The 20,997-nt window shown below is 60.3% G+C and carries 15 protein-coding genes and 1 pseudogene; 6 read left to right on the forward strand and 10 right to left on the reverse strand.

Annotation, left to right across the window (positions count from 1 at the left end; genetic code table 11):
* Positions 1–10 precede the first annotated feature (10 nt).
* The 4 genes from ACM6JM_RS16535 to ACM6JM_RS16550 all read left to right on the forward strand — a co-directional run bounded on the left by ACM6JM_RS16535 (position 11) and on the right by ACM6JM_RS16550 (position 4,238).
* The gene (locus tag ACM6JM_RS16535; RefSeq protein WP_414882227.1) at positions 11–2,203 is read left to right on the forward strand and encodes an FUSC family protein; all 2,193 of its coding nucleotides are present in this window, start codon (positions 11–13) and stop codon (positions 2,201–2,203) included.
* Positions 2,193–2,393, forward strand: a complete 201-nt coding sequence (locus tag ACM6JM_RS16540; protein ID WP_003221811.1) for a DUF1656 domain-containing protein — start codon at positions 2,193–2,195, stop codon at positions 2,391–2,393. Before ACM6JM_RS16535 ends, ACM6JM_RS16540 begins: the two co-directional genes overlap by 11 nt.
* A gap of 10 nt (positions 2,394–2,403) precedes the next feature.
* A complete protein-coding gene (locus tag ACM6JM_RS16545; RefSeq protein ID WP_039769432.1) occupies positions 2,404–3,261 on the forward strand; it encodes an HlyD family secretion protein in 858 nt (285 codons plus the stop codon).
* Between the two features lie 239 nt (positions 3,262–3,500).
* Complete coding sequence (locus ACM6JM_RS16550) at positions 3,501–4,238, forward strand: hypothetical protein (protein WP_210711047.1); 738 nt, start codon at positions 3,501–3,503, stop codon at positions 4,236–4,238.
* 62 nt (positions 4,239–4,300) lie between these two features.
* Here the strand turns inward: ACM6JM_RS16550 and ACM6JM_RS16555 are convergent, their stop codons facing one another.
* Positions 4,301–5,125: an SDR family oxidoreductase gene (locus tag ACM6JM_RS16555; RefSeq protein WP_285412046.1), complete on the reverse strand. Its 825-nt coding sequence runs from the start codon at positions 5,123–5,125 to the stop codon at positions 4,301–4,303.
* 34 nt (positions 5,126–5,159) lie between these two features.
* Positions 5,160–5,624 carry a hypothetical protein gene (locus ACM6JM_RS16560; RefSeq protein WP_064382468.1) on the reverse strand — a complete coding sequence of 155 codons (465 nt, stop codon included), beginning with the start codon at positions 5,622–5,624 and terminating at the stop codon, positions 5,160–5,162.
* 182 nt (positions 5,625–5,806) lie between these two features.
* On the opposite strand from ACM6JM_RS16560, the gene ACM6JM_RS16565 reads away from it, so the two are divergent.
* A complete protein-coding gene (locus ACM6JM_RS16565; protein ID WP_080770635.1) occupies positions 5,807–8,626 on the forward strand; it encodes an RHS repeat-associated core domain-containing protein in 2,820 nt (939 codons plus the stop codon).
* A gap of 73 nt (positions 8,627–8,699) precedes the next feature.
* On the opposite strand, the pseudogene ACM6JM_RS16570 reads toward ACM6JM_RS16565, so the two are convergent.
* Positions 8,700–8,843 (reverse strand): annotated as a pseudogene (locus ACM6JM_RS16570) (hypothetical protein); the annotation flags it as partial.
* Between the two features lie 113 nt (positions 8,844–8,956).
* Between ACM6JM_RS16570 and ACM6JM_RS16575 the strand changes: the two are divergent.
* Complete coding sequence (locus tag ACM6JM_RS16575) at positions 8,957–11,647, forward strand: RHS repeat domain-containing protein (RefSeq protein WP_210711049.1); 2,691 nt, start codon at positions 8,957–8,959, stop codon at positions 11,645–11,647.
* 72 nt (positions 11,648–11,719) lie between these two features.
* Here the strand turns inward: ACM6JM_RS16575 and ACM6JM_RS16580 are convergent, their stop codons facing one another.
* The 7 genes from ACM6JM_RS16580 to algG all read right to left on the reverse strand — a co-directional run bounded on the left by ACM6JM_RS16580 (position 11,720) and on the right by algG (position 20,990).
* Positions 11,720–13,171, reverse strand: coding sequence for a mannose-1-phosphate guanylyltransferase/mannose-6-phosphate isomerase (locus ACM6JM_RS16580; protein WP_039769441.1), 1,452 nt, complete (start codon positions 13,169–13,171; stop codon positions 11,720–11,722).
* A gap of 102 nt (positions 13,172–13,273) precedes the next feature.
* Positions 13,274–13,930: an alginate O-acetyltransferase AlgF gene (locus ACM6JM_RS16585; RefSeq protein WP_039769442.1), complete on the reverse strand. Its 657-nt coding sequence runs from the start codon at positions 13,928–13,930 to the stop codon at positions 13,274–13,276.
* Positions 13,931–13,944: 14 nt separating this feature from the next.
* On the reverse strand, positions 13,945–15,117 hold the full coding sequence (locus ACM6JM_RS16590; protein ID WP_039769444.1) for an alginate O-acetyltransferase: 1,173 nt from the start codon (positions 15,115–15,117) through the stop codon (positions 13,945–13,947).
* 10 nt (positions 15,118–15,127) lie between these two features.
* On the reverse strand, positions 15,128–16,693 hold the full coding sequence (locus ACM6JM_RS16595; RefSeq protein WP_414882228.1) for an MBOAT family O-acyltransferase: 1,566 nt from the start codon (positions 16,691–16,693) through the stop codon (positions 15,128–15,130).
* A gap of 130 nt (positions 16,694–16,823) precedes the next feature.
* Entirely contained in the window at positions 16,824–17,948 is a 1,125-nt protein-coding gene (locus ACM6JM_RS16600) for a mannuronate-specific alginate lyase (RefSeq protein ID WP_414882229.1), read from the reverse strand.
* An 8-nt stretch (positions 17,949–17,956) separates the two neighbouring features.
* A complete protein-coding gene (locus ACM6JM_RS16605; RefSeq protein WP_074691169.1) occupies positions 17,957–19,408 on the reverse strand; it encodes an alginate O-acetyltransferase in 1,452 nt (483 codons plus the stop codon).
* Positions 19,409–19,418: 10 nt separating this feature from the next.
* A complete protein-coding gene (gene algG / locus ACM6JM_RS16610; RefSeq protein WP_039769710.1) occupies positions 19,419–20,990 on the reverse strand; it encodes a mannuronan 5-epimerase AlgG in 1,572 nt (523 codons plus the stop codon).
* Between the last annotated feature and the right edge of the window lie 7 nt (positions 20,991–20,997).

Here is a 20,997-nt window from a genome sequence, read left to right on the forward strand (position 1 = left end):
GCAAGCCTTAATGACTCCCTTGCCCGCACCTTTGCGCTGGCTCTACTCCCTGGAATGGCGCCGGGGTTTCTTCGACTGGGCGCGCAGCGACGGCGTGACCTGGGTCTACATCTTCAAGGTGTTGATCGCCGCATTCCTGACCCTGTGGCTGGCGATGCGACTGGAACTGCCGCAGCCGCGCACGGCGATGATCACCGTGTTCATCGTCATGCAGCCGCAGAGCGGTCAGGTGTTCGCCAAGAGTTTCTACCGTTTTCTCGGCACCCTGGCCGGGTCGGCGATGATGGTCACGCTGATTTCACTGTTCGCCCAGAACACTGAACTGTTCCTCGGTTCACTGGCGATCTGGGTCGGCATCTGCTCGGCCGGCGCCGCCCGTTGCCGCAACTTTCGCGCCTACGGTTTTGTGCTGGCCGGATACACCGCCGCGATGGTCGGTCTGCCGGCGCTGGCTCATCCTGACGGTGCGTTCATGGCGGCGGTGTGGCGGGTGCTGGAAATCTCGCTGGGGATTCTCTGCTCGACCCTGGTCAGCGCCGCGATCCTGCCGCAGACCGCCAGTGCCGCGATGCGCAACGCCTTGTATCAGCGCTTCGGTGTGTTCGCCCTGTTCGTCACCGACGGCCTGCGCGGGCGCAGCAAACCGGAGTCGTTCGAGGCCAGCAACGTGCGCTTCATCGCCGAAGCGGTAGGGCTGGAAGGGCTGCGCAGCGTGACCGTGTTCGAAGACCCGCACATGCGTCGACGCAACGGCCGGCTCAGTCGCCTGAACAGCGAGTTCATGGGCATCACCACCCGTTTCAACGCCTTGCACCAGTTGCTCGAACGCCTGCGCAACAACGGTGCCGATCATGTGGAAGCGGCGATCAAACCGGGCCTGCAGGACTTGGCCGAAGTGCTCGACGGCTTCAGTGGCCGCGCCCTGACCAGCCCGGATGCGGCGCGTCTGGTGCTGGCGCTGGCGGCGTACAAGGAAGGCTTGCCGGCGCGGGTGCGCAGTCTGCGGGCGATCTTCCAGGAGAGTGAACCGAGCGACGCCGAGCAGCTGGATTTCCACACCGCGTATGAGCTGCTCTATCGCTTCGTCGACGACCTGCACAGTTATGCACAGACCCACGCCTCGCTCGCCGATCATCGCCACGAACGCGAGCGCTGGGATGAGCCGTTCACCCCGCAAACCAGTTGGTGGGCTGCAGCGGCTTCGGGGATTCGTGCGTCATTCATTCTGATCGTGCTTGGCAGTTACTGGGTCGCCACTGCGTGGCCGAGCGGCGCGACCATGACCCTGATCGCCGCGGCCACCGTGGGCCTGTCCGCCGCCACGCCGAACCCGAAACGCATGGCATTTCAGATGGCGTGCGGTACTTTTCTTGGGGCGCTGATCGGCTTCGTTGAGATGTTTTTCATCTTCCCGTGGATCGATGGTTTTCCGTTGCTGTGCGTGATGCTCGCGCCGGTGATCGTGCTCGGCTCGTTCCTCGCATCGCGGCCGCAATACGCCGGCGTCGGCCTCGGGCTGCTGATCTTTTTCAGCACCGGTTCGGTGCCGGACAACCTGACGATCTACAACCCCTACACCTTCATCAACGACTACATCGCCATGGTCATGGGCATGCTGGTCTGCGCAGCGGCGGGCGCGATCATTCTGCCGCCGAACAGCCGCTGGTTGTGGCAGCGCCTGGAGCAGGATCTGCGCGGGCAAGTGGTGTACGCGATCAGCGGCAAGCTCAAAGGCCTGGCGTCGAGTTTCGAAAGCCGTACCCGCGACCTGATGCATCAGGCTTATGGGCTGGCGGCCGGTCAGCCGCTGGTGCAGAAAAACCTGCTGCGCTGGATGTTTGTGGTGCTGGAAGTTGGCCACGCGATCATCGAGTTGCGCAAGGAACAGGCGATCCTGCCGGTGCACCCGGCGTATGCCGAATCCCAGCCATGGCGCCAGGCGATCAGGGTCATGGGGCGTTCGCTGGTGCGGCTGTTCCTGCAACCGAATTCGAGCAATCTGGAACGCGCGCTGGTCGCGGTCGATCACGCGATCAGCCGGGTCGCCGCCACTGACGAGCCGTTCGCCCCGCACTTCGATACCTCGGCACTGCGGCGGGTGAAAAGCTATCTGCACTTCATCCGCACCTCGTTGCTCGACCCGCAATCGCCCCTTGCTGCCTACGCCATCGCCAAGCCCGAAGGACTTGCCCATGCCTCGTGAAATCGCCTTCCACGGCGTGTACATGCCGACCATGACCCTGATGTTTTTCGTCGCCGCGGCACTGGCCTGGGCGCTGGACAGGTTTCTGTCGGGGTTCGATCTGTACCGCTTCTTCTGGCACCCGGCGCTATTGCGCCTGAGCCTGTTTACCTGTCTGTTCGGCGCGATGGCGCTGACTGTCTACCGTTGAGAACGTTCTGATGAAAAAGTTTTTCAGCCTGCTCGCGACCCTGCTGGTGCTGGCCCTGGCGCTGTGGATCGGCCGCACGTTGTGGGAGCACTACATGAACACCCCGTGGACCCGCGACGGCCGGGTGCGCGCCGACATCATCAACGTCGCCGCCGACGTCACCGGTGAAGTGGTCGACGTGCCGGTGCGCGACAACCAGTTGGTGAAGAAAGGTGATCTGCTGATGCAGATCGACCCCGAGCACTACCGCCTCGCGGTGAAACAAGCGCAGTCGCTGGTGGCTTCGCGCAAGGCCACGTGGGAGATGCGCAAGGTCAACGCCCATCGCCGCGCCGACCTCGACAACCTGGTGATCTCCAAGGAAAACCGCGACGACGCCAGCAACATCGCCGACTCGGCGCTGGCCGATTACCAACAGGCTCAGGCGCAACTGGAAGCGGCCGAACTCAACCTCAAACGCACCGAAGTGCGGGCGGCGGTGGACGGCTACGTGACCAACCTTAACGTCCATCGCGGCGATTACGCCCGCATCGGCGAAGCGAAAATGGCTGTGGTCGACATGAACTCGTTCTGGGTCTACGGCTTCTTCGAAGAAACCAAACTGCCCCACGTGCGCGTCGGCGATAAAGCCGACATGCAGCTGATGAGCGGCGAAGTCCTCAAGGGCCACGTGGAAAGTATTTCCCGCGGCATCTACGACCGCGACAACCCGGAAAGCCGCGAGCTGATCGCCGATGTGAACCCGACCTTCAACTGGGTGCGTCTGGCGCAACGGGTGCCGGTGCGGATTCACATCGATGAAGTGCCGGAGGGTGTGCTGCTGGCGGCGGGGATTACCTGCACGGTAGTTATTGAGGGTTTGAACTAAAAGCAAGCATGTCGCGAGAGATAAGTGCTTTTGCGACTTGTGCTTTTAGTTGTGGTTGTTAGTGGGGTGTTTGAAGTTTTTTTGAATTGTAAGTGCCTGTTGTTTTTCGGTTCCTGACTTTATTCCTGTGTTAGTGTTTTTTCGTCGTCTGGATAAAGGCGCTATCTCATTGATTTTAATATTGCCGATTGCAATCAGGCATTGGCAGCTATTGGCTTTTTAATAGGAAGTTTTAAGTTATGGAACTGATTGATATCAGGATGGATGACTTTGTCAGTCATATAGTCAGCGGGGAAACGGTGACATTGGGCTTTACAATATTGACCGATGGTACGCCACCCCCCGTTGGCTCGCGTATGCAGTTTCGGGCCTACAACGGCGCAGCGTTTGTGCACGCTTCGATGCCCGCCAGCGGTGCGCAGATGAGCTATTCCGAAGCGTCAAAGTCCGCCACTTTGACCATTACCGAAGATCAACTTGAAGGATGGAATCCAAGGCGCACGCTGACGTTTACAGCACCTGTGAACATGGACCCTTCAGAAGTGTGCGAAATGTTAAGCATTGTTTATTATCAGCCCCGGTATGAGGCAGGGAACTTTTCTGTACTCGTTAAGCCGGATGGGGAGCAGGCCATTTCGGCCCGGCAGGTATTTACTGCAAAATGGCAGGACATTGTGACCGGCGGCTGGGTTTATAGTTACGACGTTATGGTCCAAGCAAATAATCAATCGTTTGCCCAATGGAAGTTTTCAAGTGCAGGCTTACCGGTGGGAACGAAAATTTACGCCAATCCGTGGCTTGACGTCGTTCATGATGCAAAAGAGGGCATTGTCGAACTGGCCACACCACCGGGAGACAAGTATTTTCTGATCCCGGGCCAGGAAGTCGCCATTTCGATCCAGCTCTTATACCCAGCAGCATCGGGACAATCTCCAGCCTTTGAATCCTTGCCCAATCTGATGGCGTTCCCGCGCTGACGCTACGGGGTAACCAGGTTGTGATGGTTTGAGCCCGCCGCTGGCGAGCTCAAACCTGTGGATCAGAGTTTCCCTTGCAGCCCGAAGCGCTTCATCAACGTCGATTCCAGCAAGCCTTTCGGCAACAACGTCGCCAGCAACGGCAACGCGCGGCTGCCATTGCCGATGCGGATCAGCCGTGGCGGCTTGTTCTGCTGCACAGCCTTGAGCAGCTCGGCAGCAAATTCGCTGGCCGGGGTCGGTTTGTCCTGGGACGCCTTGGCCCGCGCCCGGATGCCTTCACGCAACGGAAACCACGGCGATTGTTCGTTGATCAGTTGTTCGGCCTCATGCCCGGCATTCCTGGCGAAACTGGACTGGATCGCTCCGGGCTGCACTTCCATGACGCGAATCCCTAACGGCGCCAGCTCCATGCGCAACGCATCGCTCAACGCGTGCACCGCCGCTTTCGACGCGCAATAGGCGCCGGCAAATGGCGTGACTAAAACCCCGGAAACACTGCCAACATTCACCACCAATCCCTTGGCCCGGCGCAGTACCGGGAACAACGCACGGGTCACGCCGACAATCGAAAACACGTTGGTTTCGAACTGGCGCTGCATGGCCGGAACGCCGCCGTCGAGCAGCGGCCCCATGGCGCCGTAACCGGCGTTGTTGATCAGCACGTCGAGGCCGCCATGTTGCTGGTTGATCCGTTCGGCGAGTTGTTCCAGCGCTGCGCTGTCATTGACGTCGAGCTGCACCGCCGTGAACCCGGCCGCACCGAGTGCCGCGACATCTTCAGCCTTGCGCGCACTGGCCCAGACCTCGTAGCCGGCGCCTTTGAAGGCATCGGCGAGGGCGCGGCCGATGCCGCTCGAACAACCGGTAATCAACGCAACGGGCATGGCGCATTCCTTGTGCAAACAGTGGGAGAGGGGATCAGTCGGAGAAACTACCCTGCAATCGCTCGGCGCGAAACTCCAGGGTTTGCGGGCGATAACCGGGACGCAACGGGGGCATCGGCAAACAGTCTTCCCAGTTACCGCCAGCCTGCAATTCGCCGGGGCCGCGATAGCGCGGGGCGGCGTATTGATTGTCGGCCAGATTCACGGTGTCGCCCGGCGCATACGCGGCAATGCGCCAGCGCAGTTCGGTCAGCGGCACGTCGTTACCATTGTTCAACTTGAGCAGCAGCGGACGGTCGGCGGGGCAGTGTTCGGGGGCATAGACGATGCGCAGTTCCAGACGCGCCAGTTGCTTGACCTCGCGATTGTCCAGCCACACCACCCACATCGCCACCAGCCCCAGGCCCACAGCGGCGGCCATCGACACCGGCAAGGCCTTGGCCGGGTAGCGCAACAGCAGGATCAGCCAGGTGATGACCAGCAAGACGCCGATGAACATGTTCTAACGCTCCTTGAACTTGTGCCTGCCATCCTACCGAAGGGGCGCGGGAATGGACATTCGTGGGTAGATCGACGGCGCCGGTGGTCGAGACTGTAATTTCTGACAGTAGCCAAACGAGCGCTGCGCTTGCTCAGATACCCGAGGCAGAAAGAATGCCGGTCGCGGGGGGAGCGCGCTTCATGAGCTTGCATGCCAATACGCCGAGGATGTCTGTGGTCGACCCACGCGGCTTGCCGGTCCGCACGGTCGACTATTGCCGTGTAGTCCAGGGTGGACCTGTCGAGCCCCGGATCAACCGAGTGCTTCATGATCCACAGGGAAACGCGATCAAACAGTGGGATCCACGCCTGTGGCAACGGCAAGCCGAAGACCCTATGACACCGGCCAACCTGACGCAGGTATTTACCCTCGACGCCACCGTGATTCGTTCGGACAGCGTTGATGCCGGCACGCAAATCGAGTTGAACGGGCTCGCCGGGCAAACAGTGTTCAGTTGGGACAGCCGGCAGACGCGACGCGACATTGAATGCGACTTCATGCAGCGACCAGTCGCAATATTCGAACAAGGCGCAAACGAGCCACGTCGTTGCGTAGAGCGAATGACCTACGGTCATCCCGGCTGTGGGGATCAGTCGCGAAACCAGTACGGTCAGCTGATTCGTCATGACCATCCGGCGGGCAGCGTACTGTTCAAAGGGTTTGCAATCAGCGGCCCCTGCACCGAAGACATCCGCCACTTCACGCTGGAACCGCTGGCAACTGACTGGCCGGAGCGGGAGGAGGATCGTCTGCGGCTGCTGGAACCCGGCGCCGGTGCGACATCGCGGTGGCGCCATGGTGCGCTCGGCGATGTACTGGAGCAGACGGACGCCCGAGACAACCGACATACATTCGCGCTGACCGTCGATGGCCGCTTGCGCGAGCGCCGCTTGCAGTTGAGGGGTGAGGCTGAACAGATCCTGATCAGCGATATTCACTACAACGCTTACGGCAGTATCGAGCAGGAAACCGCTGGCAACGGTGTGCAGACCACCCGCGTATATCGGCCCGAAGACGGTCGCCTGATGGTCCGTCGGGACGAAGACACTCGCGGTGGAGTGCTGCAACACTTGCGTTATGGATACGACAGGACTGGCAATGTCCTGAGTATCGAAGACAAGGCGCTGCCGATCCGTTACTTCGCCAACCAGCGAATCGATCCGGTCAGCCGCTTTGTCTACGACAGCCTTGACCAGTTGATCATGGCGTCGGGCTGGGAAGCCGGAATGGCGAGGCAGGGCCCGCAATCGATAGGGCGCGTCGATCCGGCGGTTGTCAGTAACTATCAGCAGACTTACGAATATGATCCCGCTGGCAACCTGCGCAGGCTGACTCATGCGGGCGCACAAAGTCACGGGCGCAAACTGCAACCGGCGAGTTACAGCAACCGCGCTCTGCCTTATGACGACACACCTCCCGACGACGCTCAAATCGAAGCCGCCTACGACCGCAGAGGCAACCTGTTGCAGCTGGAACCGGGGCGGGTACTGAGCTGGAACCTGCGCAACCAACTGCAATCAGTCAGCCCGGTGGAGCGCACCTTCGGGCTCGCCGACCAAGAGGTCTATCTCTACGCGTCTGGCAGTCAGCGAGTACGCAAGATCCGCTCATTACGAACCAACGCCCGCACCCTGGTTTCCGATGTGCGCTATTTACCTGGACTGGAATTGCGCATCGACAACGGCACCGGCGAACGGGTGCAAGTCATCATTGCCGACAACGCTCGAGTACAGCACTGGGAAAGCCCGCCGCCTTCGGGAATCAACAATCGGTATAGATATCAACATGTCGATCATCTGGGTTCGGTCTGTCTGGAAACCGCCGCTGACGGCGCGATGATCAACCGCGAAAGGTTTCACCCTTTCGGCACCAGCGCCTGGCGGGACGGCGAATTCAGCTGCAAATTCGTCCGTTACTCGGGCAAGGAGCGCGATGCCTCCGGGCTCGACTACTTTGGTCTGCGTTACTACATCCCATGGCTACAACGCTGGTCCAGTGCGGACCCTGCCGGTCATGGCGACGGTGCCAACCTCTACCGAATGGTTCGCAACAATCCACTCACCTTCACCGATGACGAGGGGGCGGTCACGCGTAGAAGGCTGGCCAACGGATTGTGGCAGCCTGTTATCGCGACGGGGGCTGATCGATTGATGACCGGAGCTCTGGAGGTGAAAAGCGGCGCACCTCGGCGCGGAGTGCCCGCAACAGGCAGGTCTGGCAACATCCGAAAGTCGCTGGAGATTGGCGAGCTGGGCAGGATTGAGGTCAGTACCAAACTGCTGGACCCCACTCCCGGACGTTACTCGAACGAAACCGTCGCGCAGTTGAGCCGCCGTAACGGTGGCGCCGAGTTTATTTTCAGTATGGATCGCATGACTTATTCCGGTGCTGGCAGTGGGGAATTCAATGCTTTGCGGATCGTCGATATTCCCAATGGCGAGATCCCTGACCAGAACAACGCGGTATCCGGGTATTGGGCGCCTCAGGGTGGCTATGTCGATATTCCGCTGCATCCGACAGGTACTCAGCCTGACTATGTATTTACCCCCGGTTTCAGCGGTTGCTCACTGACGGTGGATCAACTCAACGACAACGTGCTGCGTGTCCGGCATGTGGAAGGCGGATATGAAAATGCCCAATACAACGATCTCTCCGAAGGCCACGGAATGGGGCAGGCCGCCGCCATGGAATATCAGGATTATGGTTATGCACCGGATGATCAGGGCCGTCAGGAAAACCTCACGACCGGTTTCGCTTTCATGAAGTACGACCGCAAACAGCAGCAATGGAACATCCATTATCAGACCATTCAGGGCTCCAGCGGAATCGAGCGTTACAGCCCTGGCAGCACCGGGTTTTTCAAGAAAACCAATGCATCGGTTTCGGTTTATCCACAGACACGTATCAGGAAAACCATGAGCCGAGCAGTCATTCCGAGTGACAGGCGCAAGACGGGCTGAAAAAAGCCCCCGCCCAACCCGCTGCGGATAGGGGACGCAGCGGGCTGGACGGGGGCTTCTTATTGCAGGTCGATCACTGCGCGATGGGTTTCACCGACACGCCGCGTTCGACCGGGGTGGAGCGACCGTAGATATCTTCGAAGCGCTCGATATCGTCTTCGCCCAGGTATGAGCCCGACTGCACTTCGATGATTTTCAGCGGGATCTTGTCGGGGTTGCGCGCAGGTGCCGTTGGTCGGGACTGTAATTTCCGACAGTAGCCGAACCAGCGCTGAGCTTGCTCAGATGCCCGGAGGCACAACAAATGCCGGTTGCGGGGAAGTACGCTCCATGAGCTTGCACGTCAATACGCCGAGAATGTCTGTGGTCGACCCGCGCGGCTTGCCGGTGCGCACGGTCGACTATTGCCGAGACATCGAGGACGGACCGGTCGAGTCCCGGATCAACCGCACCCTGCATGACGCTGCGGGGCGTGCGGTGAAACAGTGGGACCCGCGACTTTGGCTGTCGCAGGCCGGCGATCCGCTGCCCCCGGCCAACCTGACGCAGGTGTTTACTCTGGACTCCACGGTGATTCGTTCGGACAGCGTTGATGCCGGCACGCAAATCGAGTTGAAGGGGCTCGCCGGGCAAACAGTGTTCAGTTGGGACAGCCGGCAGACGCGACGCGACATTGAATGCGACTTCATGCAGCGACCAGTCGCAATATTCGAACAAGGCGCAAACGAGCCACGTCGTTGCGTAGAGCGAATGACCTACGGTCATCCCGGCTGTGGGGATCCGTCGCGTAACCAATACGGTCAGCTGATTCGTCATGATCATCCGGCCGGCAGCGTGCTGTTCGACGCGTTTGCAATCAGCGGTCCCCGCACCAAGGACATCCGCCACTTCACGCTGGAACCGCTGGCAACTGACTGGCCGGAGCGGGAGGAGGATCGTCAGCGGCTGCTGGAGCCAGGCGTCGGTGCGACCACACAGTGGCGCTATGGTGCGCTGGGTGATGTGCTGGAGCAGACGGATGCCCGAGACAACCGGCATACGTTCGAGCTGACCGTCGATGGCCGTTTGCGTGAACGCCGACTGCAGTTGAAGGACCAGCCCGCGCAGATCCTGGTCAGTGACATCCGCTACAGCGCGGATGGCAGCATCGAGCGCGAAACGGCCGGCAATGGCGTGGTGGCCGCGCTGACGTATCGCCCAGAGGACGGTCGCCTGACGGTCCGCCGGGATAAGGATGCCGCCGGCCGAGTACTGCAGCACTGGATTTACGACTATGACCCGATGGGCAATGTCTTGAGCATCGAGGACAAGGCGCTGCCGATCCGTTATTTCGCCAATCAGCGAATAGAGCCGGTCAGCCGGTTTGTCTATGACAGTCTTTATCAGTTGATCATGGCGTTCGGTTGGGAAGCTGGCAGTGCCAGTCAGGGCCCGCAATCAATGGGACGAGTCGACCCGGCGGCGGTCAGCAACTATCAGCAGACTTATGAATATGATTCCGGCGGCAACTTGCGCAGGCTGACTCATGTCGGCGCACAAAGTCATGGGCGCAAACTGCAACCGGCGAGTTACAGCAACCGCGCTCTGCCTTACGAGCACGCACCTCCCGACGACGCTCAAATCGAAGCCGCCTACGACCGCAGAGGCAACGTGTTGCAGCTGGAGCCGGGGCGGATACTGAGCTGGAACCTGCGCAACCAACTGCAATCAGTCAGCCCGGTGGAGCGCGCTTCCGGTGCCAATGACAGCGAAACCTATCTCTACGATGGCGATCACCAGCGGGTGCGCAAGATCCGCCTGTTACAGGCCAGTGCACGCACCGTGGTTGCCGAGGTGCGCTATTTGCCCGGGTTGGAACTGCGTACCGATAACGAGATCGGTGAACGGTTGCAGGTCATCACTGCCGAGGGCGGGCTGAACAATATTCGAGTACTGCATTGGGAGATCCCTCCGCCCACGGGGACCAACGATCGATATCGATATGCGTGCTCGGATCACCTGGGGTCAGTCAGCCTGGAGTCGGACGACCGTGGCGCAATTATCAGTCAGGAAGTATTTCACCCGTTCGGTACTACGGCCTGGCAAAGCGGTGAACTCAAATATAAATACGTGCGTTACTCGGGCAAGGAGCACGATGCGACGGGGCTTTACTATTATGGCTTCCGTTACTACATCCCGTGGTTGCAACGCTGGGCCAGCACCGATCCTGCCGGCTATTCGGATGGGCTGAATATTTACCGGATGGTTCGCAACAATCCGCTCACGATGAGAGACGCGCTGGGGCTGCAAGCCGAGACCGGAACCTACGAAGCGGACGTGGGCATTCGAGTGAGATTGGCCTTCAAGCTGCTTTCCTCCCAAGCACATGTGTCCAGGCTTGACCTGGGAGGTGTGGAATACAGCAAGTCTGCTGATTTCAAACTGGTTGAAGTCGGCGAGGGCCCGGATTTTTCAGTGAGCAAGCGCGAGCTCTTGAGTCATCTGAGGATGTACCGGCGCCAGTACCGTGAGATGTACCACGACTCTATGCGGCGAGAACTGCAGAACACAAATGTCAGCGCGGAACAAAATTTTGAATTGGGAAAAGAGATCGCCGAGATCACATCCTCGTCCCTCAAGTATTCAAGCGAACCACGGGTATCGGAGGAAAAAACGGTCACCAAGCACTTCTTCGCACTGATCAATCGCGACGATGTCGAAAAAAAGGGCCAGGATAAAGTGATTTATGGCATCGCTGAGTTGAGTGTCTCGTCAACAAAGGGCGGAGAAAGCACGGTTCATGTGAGCAACGTAATTGCGCACCCACTGACGCAGCCGGGCGTGGATAAGTTCCTGGGTGAATCGGTCGAGACCACCGAGGCCATCCAACCTTTCAAATTGCGTGGTATTGGGACCTACCTGACCGTCAAGTCGTTGGCCAGGATGGTGAGCACGCACAACGTTCAGAAAGTCAGGACGGCCGCGGTCAATCCGCGATCAGCGGCTATCGCCAAAAGACTGGGAGCCAGAAAAGTGGCGTAAAAAAGCCCCCGCCCAACCCGCTGCGGATAGGGGACGCAGCGGGCTGGACGGGGGCTTCTTGTTACGGAACGCTTACTGCGCGATGGTTTTCACCGACACGCCGCGTTCGACCGGGGTGGAGCGACCGTAGATATCTTCGAAGCGCTCGATATCGTCTTCGCCCAGGTATGAGCCCGACTGCACTTCGATGATTTCCAGCGGGATCTTGCCCGGGTTGCGCAGGCGATGCACCGAGGCGATCGGGATGTAGGTCGACTGGTTTTCAGTGAGCAGAAACACGTTCTCGTCGCAGGTCACTTCGGCGGTTCCGCTGACCACGATCCAGTGTTCGGCGCGGTGGTGGTGCATCTGCAGCGACAGGCACGCGCCCGGCTTGACCGAGATGTGCTTGACCTGGAAGCGGCCACCCATGTCCACCGAGTCGTACGAGCCCCACGGACGGTACACCTCGCAGTGGTTCTGGGTTTCGCTGCGGCCCTGGGCGTTGAGGGTGTTGACCATCTGCTTGACGCCTTGGACCTTGTCCTTGTGGGCGATCATCATGGCGTCCTTGGTTTCGACCACGACGATGTTTTCCAGACCGATCACCGACACCAGTTTGCCGTTGCCGTGGATCATGCAGTTCCTGCTGTCCTGGATCACCACGTCGCCCTTGCTGACGTTGCCGTTGGCGTCCTTCTCGTTGACCTCCCACAGCGACGACCAGCAACCGACATCGCTCCAGCCGGCGGTCAGCGGCACCACGCAGGCGCGCTGGGTTTTTTCCATCACGGAATAGTCGATGGAGTTGTCCGGGCAGCAGGCGAAGGTGGCTTCGTCCAGTGTGACGGTATCGGCATCCTGTTGGCTGCGCTCGAGGGTCAGCAGGCAGGTGTCGTAGATGTCCGGATCATGCTTTTTCAGTTCTTCGAGGAAGCGGCTGGCGCGGAACAGGAACATGCCGCTGTTCCAGTAGTAACCGCCGGACTCTACGTACTCGGTGGCGCGTTTGACGTCGGGTTTTTCCACGAAGTGCGAGACGCGGCTGACGCCTTCCGGCAGCAGCGAATCACCGGTGGACTTGATGTAGCCGTAACCGGTTTCCGGTTTGGTGGCCGGCACGCCGAACAGCACCATCTCGCCGTTTTCGGCGGCAACGGTGGCCAGAGCGAGGGCACGTTGCAGGGCTTTCTGGTCTTCCAGAACGTGGTCGGCCGGCAGCACCAGCATCAGTTCGTCGCGACCTTCATTGACCAGCATCATCGCGGTCAGGGCCACGGCCGGCGCGGTGTTGCGACCGAACGGTTCCATCAGGATCCGCTGGCATTCCAGATTGCGGCTGGCCAACTGCTCGTTGACGATGAAGCGGTGATCTTTGTTGCAGACCACGATCGGGGTGTCCATGCCTTCGAACACCAGACGCTCGAGGGTTTGCTGGAACAGTGTGTGTTCGCCGGTCAGGGCGAGGAACTGCTTGGGAAACTGCTTGCGCGAAAGCGGCCAAAGACGTGAGCCGCTACCACCTGACAAGATCACCGGAATCATATTGTTTACTCCTAAAAATGCAGTTGGGAGCTGCAAGCTGCAAGCGGCGAGTTAGAAGCACTTCACTTGCAGCTTGAGGCTTGTAGCTGATAGCTCGAGCGATTAGCGAGTCGACACCGGGCGTTTCACCCAGACTGGCGACAGGTTGCTGCCGTTGCCGGTGACGTACAGCACGGCTGCTTCACCGCGCTCCAGGGCGACTGGTTTGACGTCGCCGACTTTCTTGTCACCTTCGTACAGCGCCAGGCTGACTTTCACCGGGTTGATTTCACGCTCGCCACGGCCCTTGGCGGCCACGTTCGGCACCACGTCGGTCTTGCCGTCGGCGGTCTTCAGGGTCAGCGACTTGTCGCTGAGGTTCTGCACGCGCACCAGGGATTTCTGCTTGTTCTTGAACGGCGGTTCTTCGATCAGTTGCGGCGCGCCGGAAGCGTTGTTGACCAGGGTGTAGTAGTGGTCACCGGCGAGTTTCACCGGCAGGGTCTGGCTGCCGACCTTGGCGCTGTAATCACCGCCCGGCATGAAGCTGAAGTCGCTGCTGGCCAGCGGCGCGACGTCGGCGAGGTTAGTGCTGCCGACGGTGGCGCTGACTTCAGCGTTGCTGGCGTTGTAGACGCGCACGAAGGTCGAGCCTTTCGGTGCAGTCGGGCCGTACAGCGCAGCGTCGCCACCGGCGAAGGCCTGGACCGACAGCACGCTCAGACCCGCAACCAGAGCGAAGCGTTTGGCGAGACGACGAGGAGTTGTAGTGAAAGTCATGGTGTACCTCTCTTTCAGTTTTGCGCCCGATCGGGCGTCTCGGATTTAGTGTTGATGGCTACGTTTTGTTGGCGAGCACCGGCTTGTTTGAGCTCTGCGACCCACTGTGGGTCGGCGTCGCCGATTTCGTTGTTCACAGGCAGATATCGTTCAGGAAACTCCCATATCAGCACCTGTGGCGGGCTGTTCTTGAAGTCATCGCTTTTCAGGTAGCTGAGCATCGGCAGGATCGGGCCGTGGCCGTCTTCGGCGTAATTGACCACGTCGCTGTGCAGCGCTTGCTTGAGCGCACCGACAAAGTTCCAGTTCGGGTTGGCGCTGTAGCTGGTGCCGATCAGGGCCACCGGCACTTCGCTGTTGGCGAACAGGGCGTCGTCCCCGGCAGGTTGTTCGACGGCCACGGTGTTGCGCTTTTGCAGCGGTTCCTTGGCCGGCATCAGGTTTTCGAACAGCGGATCCAGCGGCAGGAACAGACGCAGGTCGCCCTTGTGCGTGACCTTCTCCGCCGGGGTGGTGACGAAGCGCTGTGGCTCGCCGCTGAGCGGGAACTTGTCGGCGATGGTTTTGGCCAGGGTGTTGGCGGCGATTTCCGCGCCTTCAGGGGTCCAGTGGGTGTCGGTGCGCAGGAACACTTGCTGACCGTTCTGCTTGGCCGCTTGCAGCGGGCCGAGCAGGTCGGGGGCGAGGATCTTGTCCGCCGCGACACGGGCGTGGAAGTCCTGATAGAGGTTGGCGTGGATGCTTGCCGGTTTCACTTCACCAAGGTGTTCCGGGTACAGGCGAGCCTTGGCCGGCACGATCGCCATCACCAGTTTCACGCCTTTCTCTTTCAGGGTCTGGCGCACGCCTTCGACCAGCGCGTAGTTGCCTTGCAGGTTCAGCTCTTCGTTGACGATCGGGTTGAATTCCTCATCGCTGTACAACCACTGATCGCGACCGAGCACCACGCCCGGACGACCTTCGTTGAACAGTTTGAAATCCAGCGCGGCCCAGAGGTTGGTGCCCAGGCGCTTGATCGGGAATTCGTCGTCGTAGTGGGTTTCCACCGCTTTGGTCCAGCGACCGTTGAGCACCGTCGCATCGGCGTTGGTGCTGAAGCCGAAGAAGCTGCGCACCGACCACAGACCAAGCACCAGCAGGGTCACCAGAAACAGCGCGATGTAGAAGATGCGTAATGAGCGGGTCATGTCAGATCCCTCAGAACTGGAAGTAAAGGAACGGCGAGAAGCTTTGCGCCGAGAGTTTGAGAATCGAGGCGATGAACAGCAGCAGGATCAGCCCGCGCATCACGTAGCGCGACCAGTCCGCGGTCCAGTAGGCCGGTTGCACCTGGGCTTCGACGCCGACGGTGTAGCCAGGCTCGTGGATGCTCGCCGGGTTTTCGCCCGGAGCGGCCTTGATCATTCCCGGCATCGCCGTGGCAGGGCCATTGGCCTCGACGTTGACTTCAGGTTTGGTCTTGGCGGGCGGCTGGTTGGTGTACAGATCGTGCAGGCCGAAGAACGCCAGGGTCACGTAAGCCACCACCAGGGTCGCCACTTGCAGACCGGTGAGGCTGGCCTGGTTGAGTTCCGACAGCGACCAGTCGCCGAAGCTGAACATCGCGCCGTACATGCGGCCGGCGACGTGCAGGTTCTCGGCGCGGAAGATCACCCAGCCCATGACCACCAGCAGGAAGGTCAGCGCCCAGCGGATCGGATTGAGGCTGCGCGGCGCGGTGTTGAGGCCGAGCATCTTTTCGATCGCCAGCCACATGCCGTGCCACGCACCCCAGACGATGTAGGTGATGTTCGCGCCGTGCCACAGACCACCGAGCAGCATGGTCAGGAACAGGTTGCGATAGGTCATCAGCGTGCCTTTGCGGTTGCCGCCGAGGGTGATGTACAGGTAGTCACGCAGCCAGGTCGACAGGCTGATGTGCCAGCGGCGCCAGAACTCGGTGATCGACTGGCTGATGTACGGCTGCTTGAAGTTTTCCATGAAGCGGAAACCCATCATCAGGCCCAGGCCGATGGCCATGTCGCTGTAGCCGGAGAAGTCGAAATACAGCTGCGCGGTGTAGGCCAGTGCGCCGAGCCAGGCATCGCCCGTGGTCGGGTTTTGCAGGGCGAAGCAATGGTCGGCCACCACGGCGAGGGTGTCGGCGATGAACACCTTCTTGATGAAACCCTGCATGAACCGCGTGCAGCCCTCGGAGAACTTGTCGAGGGTGTGGGTGCGGTTGTTGAACTGATCGGCCAGGTCACGGAAACGCAGAACGGGACCGGCAATCAGGTGCGGGAAGATCGCCACGAACGCCGCGAAGTCGATCAGGTTGCGGGTGGCCGGGGTATCGCCGCGGTAGACGTCGATGATGTAGCTGATCGACTCGAAGATGTAGAACGAGATACCGATCGGCAGCAGCACGTGGGTCAGGATGAACGGCTCAAGTCCCATCGAGGTCATGATCGCGTTGATGCTGTCGACCCCGAAGTTGGCGTACTTGAAGTAGCCGAGGATGCACAGGTCCACCGCCACGCCGAGCAGCAGCCAGCGCTGGGCCGGTTTGGTGCGCACGCCGGCGGCGCCGACTTTCAGGCCGATCCAGTAGTTCCACAGGGTGACGCCGGCGAACAGCGCCAGAAAGTCCACCCGCCACCACGCGTAGAACACGTAGCTGGCGATCAGCAGCAGCAGGTTGCGATAGCGTTGCCCGCTCAGGTAGTACAAGCCGAGAAAGATCGGCAAGAACAGAAACAGGAACACGTTGGATGAAAATACCATCCCGATCTCTCCATGTTTGAACCAACAGTCAAGGGCCAAAGCCCCCCCAAACCCCCCGTGGTGTTGGAGGGGTGAAACAGTCCTGCGATCGTTCCCACGCAGAGCGTGGGAACGATCAGCCGATCAGCGACTAACTGCCCTTGTTACCTTTCTCGTGCGGAGGGTCGTAGACCTTGGTCAGGTCGCCGCCGAGGCGGAAGGTCTTGAACGGCTGCATGCCGTGTTTTTTCTCGATCACATCCGGCGAACAGGTGTAGAGGGTGCAGAACGGTTCGAGCCAGGCGAATTTCATGTCCTCTTTCAGGTCGGTCATGTCCTGCTCTTTGCCGTTCTTCTTCTCGAACTGATCCGGGTCTTTCACCCCGGCCAACACCCGGTCACCCAGGCGTTTCAGCGCGCCGTTGTTTTCCTGACGCAGATCCACACCGTTGACCTGGGCGAAACTGGCGATCATCGCCAGTGGCGGCAGGGCGTAATTGTGATAGGCGAGGGCGCGTTGCTGGCGCTTGAGTTCGTTCGGCAGGAAACCGTCGGCATCGACTTGATTGACGCCGACCTTGTATTCCTTGACTGCCCAATCGAACAGGTCGCGGCGGTTGGTCGCGACCGCTGTCGCCATCACCGACCACGCGGCCCAGTACGAGTGGTTATTGGTTTTTTCCAGCGGCAGGTTGTCCCAGTCGCTGACCACCTGATCGGCCATCTTGCTGAACCAGGCTTCGATCACCTGGGCTTCCTGCTGATGCTGGGCCAGCGGATGGGAGTCGGAGAACTTCAGGCGAATGTACGAAGACGCCATGCTGCCCAGCGCCCATTTGCGCATCGACTTGCCGGTGTGGTTGAAGTCTTTCGACATCAGCGCATCGGCCTTGGCCCACGCGGTGAGCCAGTTGAGCGTGCAATCGAGCTGTTCCGGGCGACCGTCGCGCATGAACTGCATCACCCGTTTGGCAGTGCCGCGTTCCAGGTTGGTGATGTCTTTCGTGGTGTCGCGAAAGGCTTTTTCCGACTGCACGTTCAGCGTCGCGCGAGCCTTGTCCGAGCCTTCGTATTTGCTGCGAAATTGCAGCGGCCCGGTGTAGGGCGTCGGCATTGCATCGCAGCCTTCGCTCTTGTCGCCGGTCTTGAATTTATCCACCGGCGCAAAATAGCCCTGTGGCGGACGCAGTGGTGCGGCGGCCTGCGCGGTGCCGGCGAAGATCGCCAGCCCGAGCAGTGTCGGCGCCAAAAGAGTTTTCAGTTTCGGATTTCGCATAGCAGACCTCATTGCCCGACCTGAGCGGTTTGTTGCCCAGCGCCCGGGAATACGTTGCGTTTGCAGATTTTCGCTTCGACTTTCTGTGGCGCGGTGCCCGCTTCCGGACCCTGGACTTCGACCGCCAGCAGGTTTTGCGAGGCCCAGTCTTCGTCCGTGCGCAACTCAAAGGCGAAACGACCGTCGGTATCGGAGGTTTCCGGTTTCTCGATCTTGATGTCCTCGTGGCGACCGTTCATGTACCAGAGGGTGGCTTGCAGGGTTTTCACCGAGGTGTCGGCGAAGCGGATGTCGACCTGGTGGCTGCTGTTCTGCAGGTTCAGGTTCTTGCTGTTGACCAGCAGTTCTTGTTTGCCGCCCGGCTTGAGCGTGGTGCTGGCGGACATTTGCGCCTCTTTGCCTTCGCAGCCGTTGTCGAGCAGCGCCATCATCTGGCGATAGATGGTTTCCTGGTCGAGGCGGTACAGCGGCGAGAATTCCCAGATGAGAATTTTCGGCGGCGTCTTCTGGAATTCGTCGCTGCCCAGGTACTGCAGCATCGAACCTTCCAGACCGCCGCCGGGGAACGCGACGTTGAGAATGTCGGCGCCGATGGCTTCTTCGAGGAAACCGGCGAAGTTGTAGTTCTTGCCGCTGTGCGAAGTGCCCACGAGGGTGATCTGCGGATTGCCGGAATCACCGAACAGGTCGCCGTCACCCGCTTCGCCTTTCGGCTCGGTGGTGAACTGGTCCATGTACTGGATCGCGTAACTGGTGCCGCACAGTTGCCCGGCCATGTTGTGCAGGGTGCCGGTCTTGCCCATGCGCCCGGAGCGTTTGGTTTCGAACTCACGCTTGGGAATGTCGGCGAAGGCCGGAATCTGCTTGACCTTCTCGGCGACGATTTTCGCCGTGCGCTGGGCGCCATACGGGGTCCAGTGCTGGTCGCCGCGGAAGTAGAAATCGTGGGCGGGCAGGGTCTCCGGCAGCGACTCGTTGGTCAGTGGCGACAGGTCCGGCACCACGTAACCCATCTTGGCGAAACGGCCGAGCATGGTCTTGTAGTTGCCCAGCGCTTTCTCGTAATCGAACGCGGCTTTTTCCGCCGGGTTGAGCTTGTTGCGGTTCACCAGGCCACGGGTCGGCTGGTAGACGATCACCAGTTCGACGCCTTTGGCCTTGAACGCATCGTGCAGCTGTTGCAGGCGTTTGTAACCGGCCGGGGTGGTGTTGAACTCGGTGCGCAGGTCTTCCTGGGTCCGGAACAACCAGTCGCCCTGCGCTTGCACCAGAGTGGTGAAGTTCTGCTGATAGCGGGTGGTGTAGTTCTTCGCGTCATGGGCGGCCGGGCACAGGCTGCAGCACGGTTCGGCGGTGAACGTTGGCGCTTTCACTTCGTCCGCGCGGGCGCCGTTGCCGGCCGCCAGGATGCCCACGGTCAGGGCCGACAGGCTGAGTAATTTGATCAGGTGTGGGTGCATAAAATTATCCTCAGTCCTGCAATTCGGTCTGGCGTTCGACAGGGTCGATCAGCACGGCTTTCTGCTGGCGCACCAGCAGGTCGAGAATTTCATCCTGGCGCTCGCCGAGGATGCCGTTGAAGCTGATGCCGCTGGATTTGGTCGGCGCCAGCATCGACACGCGATACAGCTCGACACTCAACGGCGAATCGATCGACAGCGGGCCGCTGCCGTTGGCCGCCAGTTCACCGCCGACCACGATCAGCGAGACCTGGGCGTCGAACGGGTCAAGCTTGATGTCACGGTCGGTGTCGGTCAGGTCCTTGATGTGCCCGTAGACGCCGGTCAGGCCGTTGGCCATGGCGACGTTTTCGTAGAGGCGGATGTTCACGCTGTTACGAATGCGGATGCCGTGGCGCTTGTTGCTGATGACCTTGTTGCCCCACAGCAGGTTGTCGGCGGACTCGTAGAGGGTGATGCCGTCGGTGTGGTTCTTGTAGATCTCGTTGTAGGCGATCAGGTTGTTCACGCTGTTACGGTCGATCACCAGCCCCGAGAGGTGGTTGTCGTAGCTTTTGTTGTTGAAGATGAAGCTGTCGTTGACCTCACGGGAAATGATGATCCCGTGCTTCTTCTTCGTGCCGTACACCGTGTTCTCGGCAATGATCAGACCGTGGGAACGGTCGTGCGGGTCGATGCCGTAGACGATGTTGTCCTTGTAGGTGTTGCCCTTGACCACGAAGTCGCGGGTCTCGTAGCAGTAGAAGCCGTACCACATGTCCGAGAACTCTGAGCCGACGATCCAGCCGGTCGGCTCGGGACGCTTGAGCACCTTGGCCATGTTCGGCGTGTACTGGGAAATACTCACCCCGTATGACTTACTGTTGGCGTAGCCGAAGCTGGCCATCTTGCTGTTGACGATGTAAGTCTCGGTGCCGCCCCAGGCCAGCAGGAACGGGCGGAATTCCTTCGGCGAACGGAAGGTCGCCGGGCCGTTTTCCTTCTCGCGCCAGCCGGTGACCCTGGTGTCACGCACGAACAGCTGGCCGTCGTTGACCAGGAACGAGCCGGCCTCCTGGGACAGGCGCAATTCCTGAGTCTGGCCGTCGATTTCGAGGATGCCTTTACGGCCGACCACGATCGGCAACTTGGCCAGGTAGACGCCCGGCGAGGTTTCGCTGAAGTACTGCTTGGGCAGTTTCTGCGCCAGCTCTTTCAGGTTCATGTAGCCGTCGTCGACGAAGATCGCCTGCGGGATGCCGTGCTGACGCACCACCCATTCGGCCATCTTGTTGTCGCCGCCGATGAAGTCCTTCAGGGCGTCTTCCTGCATCATCCGGCGCACGCTGATCTTGCCCGGTTTGCTGCGCACGATTTTCGCGGCGGCGGCTTCGGCGGTGTAGCCGGAGAGGTCGGGCAATTTCGGCTTGGCCAGTTCCAGCGCTTCGGTCGGCGCGCTGCTGACGGTGTAGGTCTTGGCCTGTTGCAGCTCCTTGGCGGTGGTCGCGGGTTTGGCCGGTTCCACACTGGCGAAGGCGCCGGCCGAGGCCAGCAGCATCGCGCCGGCCAGCAGGCTGAGTGAGCCTTTGCGGGCACTGTTCATGTCGGGC

Origin of the sequence: Pseudomonas sp. IT-P2 (genome assembly GCF_949767575.1) — a bacterium.
Taxonomy (GTDB): domain Bacteria; phylum Pseudomonadota; class Gammaproteobacteria; order Pseudomonadales; family Pseudomonadaceae; genus Aquipseudomonas; species Aquipseudomonas pharyngis.